15 protein-coding genes are annotated in these 17,516 nt (G+C 64.6%); 8 read left to right on the top strand and 7 right to left on the bottom strand.

What is annotated here, in order from left to right:
• Positions 1 to 4 precede the first annotated feature (4 nt).
• The gene (locus DUPY_RS24110; RefSeq protein ID WP_070251690.1) at positions 5 to 670 is read left to right on the top strand and encodes a Smr/MutS family protein; all 666 of its coding nucleotides are present in this window, start codon (positions 5 to 7) and stop codon (positions 668 to 670) included.
• A gap of 221 nt (positions 671 to 891) precedes the next feature.
• On the opposite strand, the gene DUPY_RS24105 is transcribed toward DUPY_RS24110, so the two are convergent.
• The gene (locus tag DUPY_RS24105; protein WP_070251689.1) at positions 892 to 1,989 is read right to left on the bottom strand and encodes an NADH:flavin oxidoreductase/NADH oxidase; all 1,098 of its coding nucleotides are present in this window, start codon (positions 1,987 to 1,989) and stop codon (positions 892 to 894) included.
• A gap of 201 nt (positions 1,990 to 2,190) precedes the next feature.
• Between DUPY_RS24105 and DUPY_RS24100 the strand changes: the two genes are divergently transcribed.
• Entirely contained in the window at positions 2,191 to 2,823 is a 633-nt protein-coding gene (locus DUPY_RS24100) for a trimeric intracellular cation channel family protein (protein WP_070251819.1), read from the top strand.
• Positions 2,824 to 2,966: 143 nt separating this feature from the next.
• Positions 2,967 to 4,718, top strand: a complete 1,752-nt coding sequence (locus tag DUPY_RS24095) for a rhamnogalacturonan lyase B N-terminal domain-containing protein (RefSeq protein WP_070251688.1) — start codon at positions 2,967 to 2,969, stop codon at positions 4,716 to 4,718.
• A gap of 89 nt (positions 4,719 to 4,807) precedes the next feature.
• On the opposite strand, the gene DUPY_RS24090 is transcribed toward DUPY_RS24095, so the two are convergent.
• Complete coding sequence (locus tag DUPY_RS24090) at positions 4,808 to 5,146, bottom strand: P-II family nitrogen regulator (protein ID WP_019922031.1); 339 nt, start codon at positions 5,144 to 5,146, stop codon at positions 4,808 to 4,810.
• A 110-nt stretch (positions 5,147 to 5,256) separates the two neighbouring features.
• Positions 5,257 to 7,311, bottom strand: a complete 2,055-nt coding sequence (locus tag DUPY_RS24085; protein ID WP_070251687.1) for an NAD(+) synthase — start codon at positions 7,309 to 7,311, stop codon at positions 5,257 to 5,259.
• A gap of 117 nt (positions 7,312 to 7,428) precedes the next feature.
• Here DUPY_RS24085 and DUPY_RS24080 point away from each other — a divergent pair, with 117 nt between their 5' ends.
• Both DUPY_RS24080 and DUPY_RS24075 read left to right on the top strand, forming a co-directional pair.
• Positions 7,429 to 8,550 (top strand): GNAT family N-acetyltransferase, encoded by a 1,122-nt coding sequence (locus DUPY_RS24080; protein WP_070251686.1) that lies wholly within the window; start codon positions 7,429 to 7,431, stop codon positions 8,548 to 8,550.
• 211 nt (positions 8,551 to 8,761) lie between these two features.
• A complete protein-coding gene (locus DUPY_RS24075; protein ID WP_070251818.1) occupies positions 8,762 to 9,391 on the top strand; it encodes a Crp/Fnr family transcriptional regulator in 630 nt (209 codons plus the stop codon).
• Positions 9,392 to 9,576: 185 nt separating this feature from the next.
• Here DUPY_RS24075 and ppa read toward each other — a convergent pair whose 3' ends face one another.
• A complete protein-coding gene (gene ppa, locus DUPY_RS24070) occupies positions 9,577 to 10,119 on the bottom strand; it encodes an inorganic diphosphatase (RefSeq protein WP_019922024.1) in 543 nt (180 codons plus the stop codon).
• Between the two features lie 200 nt (positions 10,120 to 10,319).
• On the opposite strand from ppa, the gene DUPY_RS24065 reads away from it, so the two are divergent.
• From DUPY_RS24065 to DUPY_RS24055, 3 genes are all read left to right on the top strand, one after another.
• On the top strand, positions 10,320 to 10,832 hold the full coding sequence (locus DUPY_RS24065) for a sigma-70 family RNA polymerase sigma factor (RefSeq protein ID WP_070251685.1): 513 nt from the start codon (positions 10,320 to 10,322) through the stop codon (positions 10,830 to 10,832).
• A complete protein-coding gene (locus tag DUPY_RS24060; RefSeq protein ID WP_070251684.1) occupies positions 10,829 to 11,869 on the top strand; it encodes a DUF4880 domain-containing protein in 1,041 nt (346 codons plus the stop codon). The genes DUPY_RS24065 and DUPY_RS24060 overlap by 4 nt, the downstream gene beginning before the upstream one ends.
• 131 nt (positions 11,870 to 12,000) lie before the next feature.
• Entirely contained in the window at positions 12,001 to 14,385 is a 2,385-nt protein-coding gene (locus DUPY_RS24055) for a TonB-dependent siderophore receptor (protein ID WP_229255486.1), read from the top strand.
• On the opposite strand, the gene DUPY_RS24050 is transcribed toward DUPY_RS24055, so the two are convergent.
• The 3 genes from DUPY_RS24050 to DUPY_RS24040 all read right to left on the bottom strand — a co-directional run.
• Complete coding sequence (locus tag DUPY_RS24050) at positions 14,382 to 15,578, bottom strand: heme biosynthesis protein HemY (RefSeq protein WP_071651697.1); 1,197 nt, start codon at positions 15,576 to 15,578, stop codon at positions 14,382 to 14,384. The genes DUPY_RS24055 and DUPY_RS24050 overlap by 4 nt on opposite strands.
• 1 nt (position 15,579) lies before the next feature.
• Positions 15,580 to 16,755 (bottom strand): uroporphyrinogen-III C-methyltransferase, encoded by a 1,176-nt coding sequence (locus DUPY_RS24045; RefSeq protein ID WP_070251681.1) that lies wholly within the window; start codon positions 16,753 to 16,755, stop codon positions 15,580 to 15,582.
• A partial coding sequence (locus DUPY_RS24040) for a uroporphyrinogen-III synthase (RefSeq protein WP_070251680.1) occupies positions 16,752 to 17,516 on the bottom strand: 765 nt, incomplete at its 5' end. The genes DUPY_RS24040 and DUPY_RS24045, both read right to left, overlap by 4 nt.

Raw genomic sequence — 17,516 nt, 5'->3', positions numbered from 1 at the left:
TCTGATGAAAGACTTCTCGGAACTGAAATCGCTGAGCAAGCAGCTCAGGGAGCAGACCGAGGCGCGCGCCGCCGCCGAGGCGGAGCGCGTCAAGCGGGAAAAGACGCAGGTGGTGGAAGCGAACATCTTCCAGTCGGCGGTGGGCGGCGTCAAGCGCCTGCCCGAGTCGAATCGCCACGTGCCGCAACTGCCGAAAACGGCCAACGTCACCGTGCCCGTCAAGCGCAAGCTGACGCAGGCCGAGGACGACGCCGAAGTGCTGCGCGAGTCGCTGTCGGACCTGTTTGAAGTCGATCATTACCTCGAAGAAGACCCGGCGCTCAACTACGCTGCACCGGGCGTCGGTGCCGACGTGGTGAAAAAGCTGCGCAAGGGTCACTGGCCGGTGCAGGACGAGCTCGATTTACACGGCATGCGCCGTGACCAGGCCCGCGACGCCATCGGTGATTTCCTGCGCCGCTCGACCATGCGCAACCACCGTTGCGTGTGCGTGATCCACGGTCGCGGCTTCGGCTCGCGCGGCCAGGAGCCGGTCTTGAAATCGATGGTGCACAGCTGGCTGGTGCAAAAAGAGGAAGTGGTGGCGTTCTGCCAGGCGCGTTCATCCGAAGGTGGCGAAGGCGCCCTGATGGTGCTGCTGCGGGCCGCGCTGCGGCCGGAACGCCAATAAAAGCCGCGCCGGAGACCGCTGGCAGTCAAGCCGTAACGGAGGCCGTTGGCAGAATATCCGTCATACCCGCGAAGGCGGGTATCCAATTTGCGTGCGTTCTGCACGCTCCTGCTTGAGCCAGCGCTGTGCTACGGAATGGGATTCCCGCCTGCGCGGGAATGACGGCGCAAAGATCATCGGCATTTCAACCGCAGCGATATTTTTCAACCGCAGCGATATTTTCAACCGGGGTGGTATTTTTCCAGCCAGTGCGCATACGGCGCCGGCAACAACCACGTCGGCCGTTCCACCTGCAACTCCGCCGCCATCTGCGCCGCATAGTGCGGATTGGCCAGGAAAGCGCGGCCGATCATCACCAGGTCCATCTGCTGGTCGGCCACCACGCGGTTGGCCACCTGCGGCGCATCGATGCCCCACGACGACGCCACCGGCAAGCCCGCTTCGCGGCGTACCCGCTCGGCGATCGGCGCCAGGAATGGCGAGCCCCACGGGATCTTGCCGTTCGGGGTGGAAAAGCCCACGCTTACATTGAGCATATCGAGGCCGCCCGCGTGCATGGCGCGCGTGACGTCGATCGATTCGGCCAGCGTCTGCTCGTCGCGGCCGTCGTATTCGATCACGCCGAAACGGGCCGTCAGCGGCAGGTTCTCGGGCCACACCTTGCGCACGGCTGCCAGCGTTTCCAGCATGAAGCGGCTGCGGCCGGCGTAGTCGCCGCCGTAGGCGTCGTCGCGCTGGTTGGCGTCGACGTTGAAGAAGCTTTGCGCCAGGTAGCCGTGGGCGAAGTGCAGCTCCAGCCACTGGAAACCGGCATCCCGCGCCCGCTGGGCCGATGCAACGAAATCGGCTTTTACCCGTTCGATATCGTCCAGCGTCATGGCCTTGGGCACCTGCGGCAGGTTGGCGCCGAATGCCACGGCCGACGGCGCGATGGTTTGCCAGCTGCGCGGATCGTCCAGCGCGATATGGTCGTCGCCTTCCCAAGGCTTGTTGGCGCTGGCCTTGCGGCCGGCGTGGGCGATCTGGATGCCGGCCACGGCGCCGGCAGCCTTGATGCTGGCGGCAATGCGCGCCAGGCCCTCGGCCTGCTGGTCATTCCACAAGCCCAGGCAGCCGGGCGTGATGCGCCCTTCCGGCGAAACCGCCGTCGCTTCCACGATCACCAGGCCGGCGCCACCACGCGCCAGGGCCGGGTAATGGACCTGGTGCCAGTCGTTGGTGAGGCCGTCGGTGGCGCTGTACTGGCACATTGGCGGCACCGCGATACGGTTGCGCAAGGTGACGTCTTTGAGGCTAAAGGGAGTAAATAATGCGGTCATCGTTCAAACTTTAAAGTTGATCTGACCACGATCATGCCTTCAGCAATGAAATAAGTCCAATCGCCATTATTGATCGAGAACATCAGCCACAGCGATATCTTGGACATTGCCGCACATGTTAGCCGAGCAACTAAGTTACACGTCGCGCGGCCGTCATGTTAACCTGAGGCTCCTCACAATTTCAGCGCGCCGATGCCTTACATGCCCCACGTTCCGGTTCACGTCTCCCTGGTCACCGTCATCGAGATCGTGGCGATCCTGGTGGGCGCGTTTTCCGGTTTCGTGGAGGCGCGCCGCAAGCGCATGGACCTCGTTGGCGTGTTTACGGTGGCCTTCATCACCGCGTTCGGCGGCGGCACCTTGCGCGACATTTTGCTGGACCGGCGGCCGCTGTTCTGGGTCATGCACCAGGAATACGCGATCCTGATTTTCGTGCTGGCCCTGATCGCCGCACCGCTGATGCGCACGCTCAAGCAAATCCTGTCCGAACGCCTGATCGTCATTGCCGACGCCATCGGCCTGGGCCTGTTCGCGGTGGCGGGCGTGTCGCAGGCGCAGGCGGCCGGCATGCCGCTGTTCATCGCCTCGATGATGGGCGTGATCACCGGCATCTTCGGCGGCGTGCTGCGCGACATCGTCTGCAACGAAGTGCCGATGGTCTTCCGCGACGGCAAACCCTACGCCATCTGCGCGTTCTTCGGTTGCTGGCTGTACATCGGCCTGCAGTACACCGAGATCTCCGACGACGTCGCCCTGTGGGTAAGCGCCGCCTCGATCACCGTGATGCGCCTGGTGACGTGGAAATTCGACCTGCATTTACCGTCGGACAAATAATGAAATGCTGGCAATCAGCTCAATGATTTATTTGCAATTGTTGCATTCGCGGCGTTGACCGCTGCCGGACAACGCAAGACTATGTATGCAGCGTGCCGGCGCGCCCTATTCAATATCAATAATATATTTAGGGAGACACCATCATGGAAACCAACACCCTGCGCGTCCTGACCGGCGCAGCAGCGCTATCCCTGCTCGCCGGCTGCGGCGGCAGTGCCAGCGACAGCAGCACCACCACGCCGGCTGCACGAACCCTCGCCACCACCACCGTCGCGGGCGCCGATGCCACCACGGCCAATGCCGCGACCTTCGGCCTGACCCAGGACGCCAACTTCTATACCGTCGACACCGGCGCCGGGCTGGTGTTCAAGATCCGTCGCACCGACAATGGCGTGAGCACCCAGTCGGCCGGCGATATCGCCTCGATGATGTACAACGGCGTGCAATACCAGGACCAGTCGCGCGGCAGCCAGCTCAACTCGGGCTTCGACTACCTGTACAACAACGTCTCGGCCGTGGCGGTGACCGCCACCACCGTCGGCGCCGATACCGTCAAGATCACCGTGCAGGCGGGCGACCTCACCCATTACTACATGGCGCGCCGGGGCGACCCGAATATCTACATGGGCACCTACTTCACCAGCGAACCGAGCACGCTGGGCCTGGCGCGCTTCATCGTCCGGGTGCCGATCGCCGCGCTGCCCAACGGCCCGGTGCCGTCCGACCTGCGCGGCACCAACGGCGCCATCGAATCGGGCGACGTGTTCGGCCTGCCCAACGGCGAAACCCGCTCCAAGCATTACTCGAACAAGCGACTCAAGGACTGGCGCTACATCGGCGCCACCAGCGCCAGCGCCGGTTTGTGGATCGTCCGCGACAACCATGAAGGCGGCTCGGGCGGCCCCTTCTACCGCAGCCTGCTCAACCAGGGCACCGACACCAACCAGGAAATCACCTACATCATCAATTACGGCGAGGCGCAGACCGAGGCCTTCCGCCCCGGCATCCTCAACATCTATACGATGACCTTCACCAATGGCGCTGCGCCAGGCGCTGTCGATACCTCGTGGTTTGCCGGCATGGGCCTGCTCGGCTACGTGCCGGCTACCGGCCGCGGCGGCGTGGCCGGCGTGGGCATCGCCAACCGCGACGCCAACTACCCGTACACGGTCGGTTTTGCCAATGCCACGGCCCAGTACTACGCCGACGTCAACCCGTCCACCGGCTACTACAGCAGCGCCGGCATGCTGCCCGGCACCTACACCATGACGGTCTACAAGAACGAGCTGGCGGTCGATACCCGCAGCGTGACCGTCAACGCCGGCGCTGTCACCACGCTCAACACGGTGACCATCACGGGCGACCCGAGCAGCGTCGCGCCCAAGTGGCGCATCGGCAACTGGGACGGCACGCCAAACGAGTTCATCAACGGCACCAAGCTGACCACCATGCACCCGCAGGATGTGCGCATGGCCGCCTGGACCGTACCGGACTACGTGATCGGCACGTCCACCCCGGCCACCGGCTTCCCGGCCTACCAATGGAAGGAGGTGAACGGCAACCTGGTGATCCGCTTCAACCTGGCGCAAAGCGAGATCCGCGCTTACACCTTGCGGGCCGGCATCACGGTGGGCTTCGCCGGCGGCCGTCCCAAGATCGCGGTCAACAACTGGAGTTCGGCAATCCCGGCCGCGCCCACCCAGCCGAAAACGCGCACGCTCACGGTTGGCACATATCGCGGCAACAACACCATGCTGACCTTCAACATCCCGGCCAGCGCGCTGGTGGCAGGCCAGAACACGTTGACGCTGACCGCCGTCAGCGGCTCGAGCGGCGTCAAGTACCTGAGCCCCGGCTACGCCTGGGATGCGGTCGACCTGGTCGCGACACCGTAATAATCAAGGGGGATAGGTAAAACAGGAACGACAGCTGCGGGCTGCCGTCAAGCCGCTCCCGAACGGGAGCGGCGGGGTAACCGCTGAATTTATACTGCGTCCGGGCCGGTTTCGCCGGTACGGATGCGGATCACCTGCTCGACGTTTTGCACGAAGATCTTGCCGTCGCCGATCTTGCCGGTGCGGGCCGCCTTGATGATGGCGTCCACCACCTGCTCGGCCACGCCATCGTCCACCACCACTTCGACCTTGACCTTCGGCAGGAAGTCGACCACGTACTCGGCGCCACGATACAGTTCGGTGTGGCCCTTCTGGCGGCCAAAGCCCTTGACCTCGGTCACCGTCAGGCCGGTCACGTTCACTTCGGCCAGCGCTTCGCGCACTTCGTCCAGCTTGAACGGCTTGATTACTGCGGTAATCTGTTTCATGACTTCTCCTAATTTCGTATCAAAAATTCTTTGCCAGCAATAGCATTGGATCTATTGTAATCGACAACAGCGCACTTGCCAGCGGCGGTGATACCGCGAATCGCGAATTGTCAGTCATGCACCGGAATGGCGCGACATTCTTCCATCCAGACAACGCTTTGACCATCGCTGGGCGCGCGCCAGTCGCCGCGCGGCGACAGCGAACCGCCGCTGCCCACCTTCGGTCCGTTCGGCACGCAGCTGCGCTTGAACTGGCTGGTGCGGAAGAAGCGGTCGAGGAAGATGCCCAGGTTGTGCTTGATGGCAGCCAGGTCGTACTGGTTGCGCGCCACGTGGTCGCCGTCGGGCCAGCGGCCCAGTTCCTTGTCGCGCCAGGCGTTAAGCGCCAGGAACGCCACCTTGGACGGCGCAAAGCCGAAGCGCAGCACGTAGTACAAATTAAAATCTTGCAATTCGTACGGGCCGATGGTGCTCTCGGTGCGCTGCTCGGGCTGGTCGCCGGCAGTGCCGGGCACCAGCTCGGGGCTGATCTCGGTGCCGAGGATGTCGAGCAGCACCTGTGCATCGTTGCGGCCGATAACGCCGGACTCGGCCACCCAGCGCACCAGGTGCGAGATCAGGGTTTTCGGCACGCTGGCGTTGACGTTGTAATGCGACATGTGGTCGCCCACGCCGTACGTGCACCAGCCCAGCGCCAGTTCGCTCAGGTCGCCGGTACCGACCACGATGCCGCCGTGGTGATTAGCCAGGCGGAACAAATGGTTGGTACGCTCGCCGGCCTGCACGTTCTCGAACGTGATGTCGTACTGTGCCTGGCCCTCCGAGTACGGATGGCCCAGGTCCTTGAGCATCTGGATGCAGCTGGGGCGGATATCGATTTCCTGCGCCGAGCAGCCCACCAGCTGCATCAGCGCGTGCGCCTGCTTGAGGGTGCGGTCGCTGGTGGCAAAGCCCGGCATGGTGTAGGCCAGGATGTTGGTGCGTGGCAGGCCCAGCTTGTCCATCACGCGCGCGCACACCAGCAGCGCATGGGTGGAATCGAGTCCGCCAGAGACGCCGATGACGACCTTCTTGATGCCGCTGGAACTTAAGCGCTGGGCCAGCGCCTGCACCTGGATGTTGTAGACCTCGTCGCAGCGCTCGTCGCGGCGGCGCGCATCGGCCGGCACGTAAGGGAAACGCTCGACGCAGCGGCGCAGCGCCAGCGGTGCTTCGCGCGACAGTTCCAGTTCGAAAAACACGGTGCGGAACTTGTTCACTTCGGCGGCGTGACGCTGCACCGACTGGGCAAAGGTGTTCATGCGCATGCGCTCGCGCGACAGGCGCTCGAGGTCGATGTCGGCAAAGGTCAGTACCGGCGCATCGGTAAAGCGTTTCGACTCGGCCAGCAGTTCGCCGTTCTCGAAGATCACGCCCTGGCCGTCCCATGCCATATCGGTGGTCGATTCGCCGCCGCCGGCGGAGGTGTACAGGTAGGCGGCAATGCAGCGCGCCGACTGGTTGCCGACCAGCTGGTTGCGGTAGCCGGACTTGCCGATCACCGCGTTCGAGGCCGACAGGTTGACCAGCACGGTGGCGCCGGCCAGCGCCGCGAACGACGACGGCGGCACCGGCACCCACACGTCCTCGCAAATCTCGACATGGAATTTGAGCAGCGGCACGTCGGCCACTTCGAACAGCAGGCCGGTGCCGAACTGCACGCGCTCACCGAGCAGGTCCAGCTCGACCGCGACCGCGTAGTCGCCGCTGCTGAACTGGCGCGCTTCGTAGAACTCGCCGTAGTTGGGCAGGTAAGTCTTGGGCACCACGCCCTGGATCTGGCCGTTGGCCACCACCACCGCGCAGTTGTAGAGCTGGTGCTCGACGCGCAGCGGCACGCCAACCACCACCGCCATCTTCCACTGGAGCGAGGCGTTGACGATCTCGGCCAGGGCGTCGAGGCAGGCGTCGAGCAGCGCGCGCTGGTGGAACAGGTCGTCGCAGGTGTAGGCGGCCAGGCCCAGTTCGGGGAACGCCACCAGCGCCGCGCCCTGCTCGGCCGCCTGTTCGGCCAGCAAAATGGTCTGCTGCGCGTTATAGACCGGGTCGGCGATGCGGCACACCGGCGCGGCAATGGCCACGCGGGCGAAGTCATGGGTGTACAGATTGAGGAAATTCGAGCTCATTTGGATTCTTTCCGACAGTGGTGCACAGGCATGGACACCAATTATCGCATGCGCCCCGCCAACGCAAAGGCCGTGGATACGCTAGACTTGGCCCACTATCATGCGGCAGGAGGAAGTGTGTCAGAAGCAGAGTTTTCGATCATCGAGTCGCTGGAAGGCGTGGACGAGCAGCAATGGCAGGCGCTGGCCGGCGACAATCCCACGCTCGCATACCGCTTTCTCCACACCTTGCACACCACCCGCTGTGCCTGCCCGCAAACTGGCTGGACCCCGCGCTACCTGGTCATGTATCGCAATGGCGTGCTGCATGGCGCCATGCCGCTCTACCTCAAGCACCACAGCCGCGGCGAATACGTGTTCGACCACGCCTGGGCCGACGCCTTCCACCGCAATGGCATCGAGTATTATCCCAAGCTGCTGTCGGCCGTACCGTTCTCGCCGGTGACGGGCAGCCGCCTGTTGGCGCGCAGCACGGAAGATCGCGCCCTTCTCGCGCGCGCCGTGCTGCAAGTGGCGCGCCAGCTGGAGACCTCGTCGCTGCACATCCTGTTTCCCGACGAAGATGACCGGCAGGCGCTGGCGGCGGCCGGCTTCATGCTGCGCGAAGGCGTGCAGTTCCACTGGGAAAACCAGGGCTACGCCGATTTCGACGCCTTCCTGGCCGGCTTCAAGATGGATAAACGCAAGAAAATCCGCCAGGACCGGCGCCGGGTGTTTGATGCCGGCATCACCTTCCAGCACCTGGCCGGTGCCGCCATTACGCCCGAGGTGATGGCATTCTTTTACCAGTGCTACGTGTCCACCTACTTGGCGCATGGCAACAAGCCCTACCTGAACCTGGCCTTTTTCGAGCAGTTGCGCGCGCAGATGGCCGAGCACATCATGATCGTGCTGGCGCAGCGCGATGGCCAGCCGGTGGCCGTCGCGCTCAACCTGGTCGGCGGCGGCATCATGTACGGACGCTACTGGGGCACGACCGAATTTGTCTCCGGCCTGCACTTTGAAACTTGCTACGTGCAAGCTATCGAGTATTGCATTACCCATGGCATCGCCCGGTTCGAGGGCGGCGCCCAGGGGGTGCACAAGATGTCGCGCGGCCTGTCGCCCACGCCCACGTGGTCGGCACACTGGGTGGCGGACCCGCGATTTGCCGCAGCCATCGGCGACTTCCTGGCGCAGGAAACGGCGGCGATCGAGCAATATATCGACGAATTGGCCGAGCATGCACCCTTTAAATAAGGGCATCCCGTACGTAGATGTGTGAGAATTTCGTTAAAAGGGTAGAATGTTAGCGGTAGCAACACTCTGACCATGGATGAAACCAGATTGCTTCACAGCATTTTCAATCGCGCCTATACTCTATGCCCGTTGACGGTTTTGTCACAACACGTGACGCAAAACAATGAATTCAGATTTTATTAAACAACGGAACCGCTTCAAGGCCGCCACGATGAAACGACTCGGCGTCACTGAAGAGGCCTATACCAACGTAACCGACCAGCTGGCGCAGATCGCCCAGCCATTCACTGTGCGCAAGGGCGAGTTCCTGCAGCGCGCCGGTGCCGTTGCCACCCAGGTGCACTGGCTGGCCAGTGGCGTGGCGCGCAGCGGCTTCTTCAATCGCGACGGCGTGGAAGTGACCCTGCGCTTTTATCGCGAGGGCGAATCGGCCACCACCCTCACCGACCTGATCGCCGGCGAGAACGGCCAGCCGGCGGTGCAGTTCCTGGTCGCGGAAACCACCATCCACGGCTTTACGCTGGACTGGACCCAGGCCAGTGCGCTGCGCGCTCAAAGCGAGGTGATGCAGCATTATCACCTGCAGGCAGCCATGCACGGCATGCACAACCTGGCTATGCGCGCCTATGCAGCGGGCGAAACGTCGGCCCAGGAGCGCCTCGCCGCGTTCCGCGAAGAATATCCGGGACTCGAGTCGCGCATCTCGCAGCGCGCCATCGCCTCGTACCTCGGCATCACGCCGCAGTACATGTCGCGCCTGCGCCGCGAGGCGGAAGCCGAACTGGCTGGCGCAGCCATGGCCGGGACCGAGACGAAGGTAGAGGCTTACGCGCGCAACTGATCTGCTGCGTGCTAGCGCATCGCTGGTACGTGGCAATCGCGCCCAACCCATTTTGCAATCGATTGCACATCGATTGCGTACCGATTGGCGCCGCCCCTGAAACGTCCGCGCGAAAGAATTGGCCACAAAAAAGCCCGGCCGCACAATCACAGTGCGGCCGGGCTTTTCCATGTCACGCTGGCGTATCAGCCGGCAGCGTTTTCCTTGTTGTACGACGCCACGCCGTTCAGGATTTCCTGTTTGGCATCTTCAACGCCGTACCAGCCGTCGATCTTGACCCATTTGCCTTTTTCCAGGTCCTTGTAGTGCTCGAAGAAGTGCTGGATCTGGCGCAGGCGCAGTTCGTTCAGGTCTTCCGGCTTTTGCCAGTGGCTGTAGATCGACAGTACTTTATCGACCGGCACGGCCAGGACTTTGGCGTCTTCACCGGATTCGTCGGTCATTTTCAGCACGCCGATAGGACGGCAGCGCACGACCACGCCCGGGATCAGCGGGAACGGGGTGATCACCAGCACATCGACCGGATCGCCGTCGTCCGACAGAGTGTTCGGCACATAGCCATAGTTGCACGGGTAGTGCATGGCGGTGCCCATGAAACGGTCCACGAAGATCGCGCCCGAATCTTTATCGACTTCGTACTTGATCGGATCGGCGTTCATCGGGATTTCGATGATCACGTTGAAGTCGTTAGGCACATCGCGGCCCGAAGGCACTTTGTTCAAGCTCATGGGTTTTCCTTGTTGGGAGGGTGCTGACAATCGGACAATCGAAACAGCGTAAATTAACGGCGTAATTATAGCGAAGTACAGGCTGCTTGTGCGGCGCAGCACCGGTGCGCGGCCCCGATTGTTGGTGGTGGCGCCCACGCCGCAGGGATGATATGATGACTCAGATGAGAATGATTACCATTTAATTTTACCTGAGCGCCGTGCCTCCCCTCACCCTCCACGACCACAGCGCGGCCACCCTGTACAGCGACCACCACGGTTGGCTGCACGGCTGGCTGCGTCGAAAAATGGGTAATACCGGTGACGCCGCCGATCTCGCCCACGATACTTTTGTGCGAGTGCTCACCCGCAGCGGCCCGTTGCAGGCGCCGGCGCTGAGTGCCCCGCGCGCGTACCTGGGCACCATCGCCCGTGGCCTGATGGCCGATTTTTTCCGCCGCAAGGATGTCGAACGCGCCTATCTCGACGCGCTGGCCGCCCTGCCCGACGTCCACCAGCCATCGCCGGAAATGCGCGCCATCATGCTCGAAGCGCTGGTGGCCATCGACGCCATGCTCGACGGCTTGAAGCCGCAGGTACGGCAAGCGTTCCTGCTGTCGCAACTGGACGGCCTGACCTACGAACAGATCGCGGCGGAACTGGGCGTGACCAAGCGCACGGTCGGCAATCACATGTGCAAGGCCATCGAACACTGCTACCTGCTGGCGCCATGAACGCGCGACCGCCATCAACCGACGCGGCGCCGGCACCGCGCGACGCGGCCACCGTACGCAAGGAAGCGGTGGCGTGGTATGCGCGCCTGTGCTCGGGCAGCACCACCGAGGCCGACCGCGCCGCCTGGCGCCAGTGGCAGGCGGCGCACCCGGACCACCGGCGCGCCTGGCAGCGCATCGAAGCCATGCGCGCCACGCTGCTGCAAGTACCCGCCAATATCGCTGCGCCCGCACTGCGCCTGACCGCACAGGCGCGCAGCCGGCGCCAGGCGCTGCGCGGCATGGCGCTGCTGGCGTCCACCGGCACGCTCGGCTACGTGGCCTGGCGCGGCGCCGGTGAGCACGGTTTTGCGCGGCCGCTGCTGGCCGAGCACCGTACCGGCATCGGTCAGCAGCGCGAGGTGCAACTTGCCGACGGCTCGCTGATGGTGCTCGACACCGCCACCGCAATCGATGTGCGCTTTACGGCAACTGCGCGGGTGGTACAGCTGTGGGCGGGCGCCGTGCTGATCGAAACCGCGCACCAGCGCCAACTGCAGCGGCAGCAGGCGGTCGATTCGCGTCCGTTCATGGTGCAAACCGCACAAGGCAGCATCACCGCGCTGGGCACGCGCTTTACGGTGCGCCAGGTCGATGGTCCATTGGGCGGCCAGCCAGGTGGCTACACCGAGGTGGCGGTGCTCGAACACGCGGTGGCGATACGCACTGCCGACCGTCAAGCCGTACTGCTGCGCGCCGGGCAACAGGCACGCTTCACCAGTACCAGCGTCGAAGCGCCGCAGCCTGCGGCCGACTATGCCGGCCAGTGGCGCTCGGGCCATTTGCTGGTCAACGACCGCAGCCTGGCCGAAGTGCTGGAAGAGCTGTCGCGCTATCGCCATGGCCGGCTGGGTTGCGATCCGGCAGTCGCCAACTTGCGCATTTCCGGCGTGTTTCCGCTGACCGACACCGACCGTGCGCTGGTCCTGCTCATCCGTACCTTCCCGCTGCGCCAGCGCAGCATCACGCGGTACTGGGTCACGCTGGGACCGCGCTAAAATATTTTCACAAGAAATTTTCCGCTTTTTGCGTCTCATCCGGCCTACAGGACAGGAACTCCCTGATTGTCCAACTTAACAAGGCCCGCATGTTCACTCACCGTTTGACACCCCTGGCATTGGCGCTTGCCATGCCGCTCGCAATGCCGCTGGCTTTCGCCGCTGCGGCCGAAGCCACCCGCACCTACCAGATCCCCGCCGGACCGCTGGCCGCCGTGCTCAACCAGTTCGCGGCGGCCGCTGGCGCGGCGCTGTCGTTCGATCCGGCGCTCGCTGCCGATCGCACTTCGCCCGGCCTGCAAGGCCCGCACACGCCGGCCTCCGGCTTTGCCGCGCTGCTGGCCGGCAGCGGCCTGGAGGTGGTCAGCCTGGGCGACCGCGGTTTCAGCGTGCGCCGGGTCGCCGCGCCAGCCGCCGTCGCCCAGACTCTCGACACCATCAGCGTCTCGGCCCGGCCCGAGGCGGACAACGTCACCGAAAACAGCGGCGCTTACGGCATGCGCTCGATGAGCACCGCCACCCGCCTGGGGCTATCGGCACGCGAGACGCCGCAATCGGTGAGCGTGATCACGCGCCAGCAGATGGACGACCAGGCGCTGATCACCGTGCCCGACATCCTGGAAAAAACCGTGGGGGTGACCGTGGGCCGCAACGACAGCGAACGCGCCACCTTTTATGCGCGCGGCTACACCATCGAGAATTTCCAGTTCGACGGCGTGCCCAATACCCTCGACAGCTCCAACCAGTACACCACCGCCATCGGCGACAGCGCCATCTACGATCACGTGGAAGTGGTGCGCGGCGCCGCCGGCCTGCTGACCGGCGCCGGCAATCCGTCCGCCACCATCAACCTGGTGCGCAAGCGCCCTACCAGCGAGTTTGCCGGCTCCCTCAATGCCAGCGCCGGCTCGTGGCACCGCTATCGCGGCGTGGCCGATGTGTCGGGGCCGCTCAACGCCAGCGGCAGCGTGCGCGGGCGCGTGGTGCTGGCTGCGCAAAACGCCGACTCGTACATCGACTACTACCAGCGCGACACCCGCAACGCCTACGCCATCATCGAGGCCGACCTCGGTCCGCGCACCTTGCTGACGGTGGGCATCGATTACATGCGCTCGCGCGCAGACGGCGCTACCTTCGGCCATCTTCCGCTGTTCTACAGCGACGGTACGCAAACCGCTTTCCGCCGTTCGCTCAACCCGGCCGCGCGCTGGTCGTACTGGGACAACAACAGCACCAATACTTTCGCCGCGCTCAAGCACAGCTTCGCCAGCGGCTGGAAGCTGGACCTGGCGGCCAGCCACCTCAAGCAGTCGAAGGAAGTGGAATATGGCTCGGCCTACAACGGTGCGGTGGACCGGGTTACCGGCGCCGGCGTGCGGCTGCTGGCCGGCCTGCTGCCCACCCAGGCCGCCACCGACACCGCCAACCTGGCGTTGACCGGCCCGTTCACGCTGTTCGGCCGCCAGCATGAACTGATGCTGGGCGCCGGTTATTCGCGCGCAGTGAAAGATGCCCAGCTCTACACCAGCCCGGCCCTGATCCCGGTGCCCGACTATTTTGCCTGGGACGGCAACCTGGCAAAGCCGGCATCGTACCCCAAGCGCGCCGACCGCGAGACCACCATCACCGAAAAGGGCTTGTCGCTGGCTACCCGCCTGCGCCCGACCGACCAGTTGTCGGTGATCCTGGGCGCGCGCATGAGCTGGTACAAGCTGGTCGACTTCCAGGTCAATAACGCCGGCGTGCGCGCGGTGGCCGACAACCTCGACATCGGCGAAAAAGTGGTGCCCTACGCGGGCGTGGTGTACGACTTCCACCGCAACTGGTCGGTGTACGCCAGCTATACCGACATCTTCCGTCCGCAAACCTATTACAAGGACGCCAGCGACCGCTCGCTCGATCCGCTGACAGGCAAGAACGTCGAAGCAGGCGTCAAGGGCGAATTCTTCGACCAGCGCCTGAACGCCGGCATCGCCCTCTTTCGCACCGAGCAAAACAACTCGGCCCAATACGTGGGCATCAACGCCGCCACCGGCGGCGAGATCTACCGCCCGATCGAGGGCGTGACCAGCAAGGGCGTGGAACTGGAAGTGTCGGGCCAGGCGGCGCCAAGGTGGAATGTCGCGGGTGGCTACACCTTCCGCATGTCGCGCATCCCTTCGCAGCCCGATGTGATCTTAAGCGCGGTCAATACCAACCAGCCCAAGCATTTATTCAAACTGAGCACGGCGTACCAGCTGGCGGGGGCGCTGAACCAACTGACGGTGGGCGGTTCGCTGACGTGGCAGAGCGAGACCTATTACCAGGCGTCGGACGCCCGCCGCTGGCGCGCGACGCAGCCGTCGTACGCGGTGCTGGGGTTGCTGGCGCGGTACGACATCAACCGCCGCGTGAGCGTGACGCTGAACGTCAACAACGTGCTCGACAAGACGTATATGCCGGGGATGGGATCGTACGGGACCGGCGTGTATGGCGATCCGCGCAGCGTGGCGCTGACCGCCAATTACAGGTTTTAGAGAACGGTCGCCAGCGCGCACTGGCGGTAGTGGCTGGCCGCTTCCTCCGTCTGCTGCAGCGCTTCGTGCAGCTGCGCCAGCTTCAGGTGCGATTCGCGCACCATGCGCGGGTCGGCCGCGTCGGACAAGGCTTGCTCCAGGTGGCGCTGAGCCTTGCCCCACAGTTTCTGCTTCAGGCACAGCGAACCCAATGTGAGCGCCAGTTCGGCATCGGTCGGACGGGTTTGCATCCAGCGTTCGCAGTGGTTGATTTGCGTGAGCAAAGCAGCCGATCCGGCAGGCGCCGCCGCTTCGCGGTAGGTGCGAATGACGCGGTCGTCCCAGTCGGCATTGAGCGATTCTTCGGCCACCAGGCGCGCTTCGTCGTGCAGGCCGCGCGCGTTCAGCGCGGTAGCGGCGCGGCAGGCGATGTAGGGCTTGATGCGGTCGGCGTTGGGCACCGTGGACCATACCCGCAGCAGCGACTCGGCATCGTGCGATTTGTCGCTGAGCAGGTCTTCGTAGGCCAGCTCGCGCAAACGCGACGACAGCGCCGGATGCAGCGCGCGGTGCTTGTCGAGCGAACGCACCAGGCGCAGCACCTCGGGCCAGTTCTTGGCCTGCTGCTGGGCCTTGAGCGACCATTGCAGCGCGTGGATGTGACGGGTGCCGCTGGCATTGAGTTCGCGCACGGCGGCCAGCGCGGCTTCGGGCTGGTGGTCGTCCACCAGCAGTTCGGTCATGGTCATCAGGCGCGCGGTTTTCATGGCGTTGTCGTCCTGCAGGCGCGCGAGCCACTGGTCGCGACGGGCGGCCTGGCGCATGCGGTGCGCGGCGCGGGCGCCGATCAGCGCGGCCACGCCGGCATTTTCCGGCAGTTCCGAGGCGCGCAGGGCGGCTTTTTCGGCATGGCCGAAGCGGCCCTCGAACAGCGCCTTCAATGCTTCGCGCAGTCCCTTGTTGCCATCGCGCTCGCGTTTTTGCTGGCGGTAGGCGGCGACCTTGCGCGGCATCTTGACGGTGGCGCGCACCGCGCGGATCACCACGTACAGCAGCACGAACAGCAGCGCCAGCAGCACGCAGAAGAAATTGAGCGACAGGTCGATGCGGTGCGGCGGATAAAACAGCACCACGTTGCCGGGGTTGAAGCGGGCCGTCACGGCGATGCCGATGGCCGCAGCCATCAGGGCGACTATCCAGAGAAATATCCGCATGCTAGGGCTTGGCCTTGTAGTTGCGTACCGCGTTCAGGCTGTCGGACAAGGTGGGCATCTCGATGGCCAGGTTGCTGCTCTGGACCTGGCGCAGCAGCGCCTGCACGCTTTGGGTGGCGCGGGCGCGGGTGTCGTAATACTTGACCAGCGCCTCCTGGGCGGCAACCAGGTCGGCGCGGAACGCGGTCTCGTTGCGCGACAACAGTGCCATGCGGGCGTTGAGCAGGCGCAGCTTGAGGTTCTCGCGCATGAAGTAGGCCTGGCTTGGTGACACCATCAGCGCATCGGGATGCTCGACGCTGCGCACGCGGATCAGCTGGCGCACATCGGTCCACATTTCGCTGCTCCAGCCGGTCCAGGCGCCTTGCAGCGACTGCAGCCAAGGCGTCGATTCCGGTTCTGCTTCGGCGCCCGCCACCACCGCTACCGGCTTGCCGTTTTTATCGAGCACCGGCTTGCGCACCTTGCGCGGCGTTGGCGCCGGCAGCGTGGGCTTTTCGTCCGACAGCATGGGCAGCGTGTCGACCTGGGCGATCACATTGTCGAGACGCAGCGCCACGCCCACCGAATCGACATTGGGCAGGGCCTTGAGCTTTTCGGTGTCCTTGGCAATGGCGCGGCGGATGGTGATGAACTGCGGCTTGTCCGAGCGCGACAGGCTGCGGTCGGCGTTTTGCAGCGCGATCAGCGCACCCGGCACGTTGCCGGCCAGTTGCAGCTGCTGGCTGGCGGTGGACAGCACCTGTTCGATCTCGGTGAGCGCCCACTCGTCGCGGTTCTTGGACAAGTCCTGGTACAGCTGTTCGAGCGCCAGTTGCTGGCTTTGCGACTCCTGCTGGCGGCTTTCCAGCACATTCACCTTGGCCTGCAGTTCGCGGCTCGACTCCTGCACCTGGCGCGCCAGGTTGTTGGTCTCGCCGTTGATGGTGTCGCCCTTTTGCAGGCGTAGCGCCATTTCCTGGCGCAGTTTGCCGAGCTGCCGGTGCGACGACCAGGTTTGCCCGGCCAGCAGGACCGCCAGCACCACCACGCCGATCAGCAGCACCTTGGGCTGCTGCAGCGTGGCGAGCAAGGTGGGCTCGGAAGACGACAGGACCGGCTTGGACGGCGCGGCCGAAGTCTCGGGACCGGAAGCTCCGGAGACGGCGGGGTCGGGTAATGTAGGCAGTTCGTTCATAGGAGTGATTGTAGCGCGGCCAGCAACCGTTCGTCGCCTGATCCGGTGAGGGTGGTCCGGGAAAAGCCGAGATTATGCGCAGTCTCCGCGATCCGGGCATGCGGGACGATCAAATGCTGTTGTTGCATTGATACAACACACGGTATTTCCCCCGCTGGCGCACGCGCATCGAGTTCAGCCAGCAGGCCGTGCAGGCCGCGCAGCGCCTCCGAGCTGGTGATGATCCAGTCGTTGTCCTGCGCCAGCAGGCGCCGCAGCGTTGCTTCCAGCTCGGGGCTGAGCGACGGCGCCGCACGCCGGTAGGCCGGCACCACGTCCACCTGGGCGCCGGCCGCGCGCAGGCCGTCGGCCAGCAGTTCGCGGCCGCCGTCGCCACGAATGATCAGGGCGCGCTTGCCGTCGAGCGCGGCCAGGTCCAGTGCTTGCAGCAGGTGCTCGGAGTCGCTGCGGGCGGCGTCGAGCGGGCTGACGACGTGGGCGCCGGGCGACGCCACGCCGTGGGCGGCCAGCGCTACCCGGCTGCCCTCGCCCACCACGGCCCAGGTGACGCCGGACGGCACGGTTTTCAAGTGAACAAAAGCGGCGTCGATGGCGTTGGGCGAGACGAAGGCGACCAACGCGTAATAAGGTGCGGGCGCGGAAGGAGCGGACGCCGAAGCAGCGGACGAGGTCAGGCGCTCGAGCGCGGCCAGCAGTTCGGTGGGCTCCGCCAGCGGCGTGATCTCGAGCAGCGGCAGCACTTCCACCGCGTAGCCCAGCGC

The organism is Duganella phyllosphaerae, from assembly GCF_001758785.1.
In the GTDB taxonomy this organism is placed as follows: domain Bacteria; phylum Pseudomonadota; class Gammaproteobacteria; order Burkholderiales; family Burkholderiaceae_D; genus Rugamonas; species Rugamonas phyllosphaerae.
This window is presented reverse-complemented; position numbering and strand designations above follow the sequence as displayed.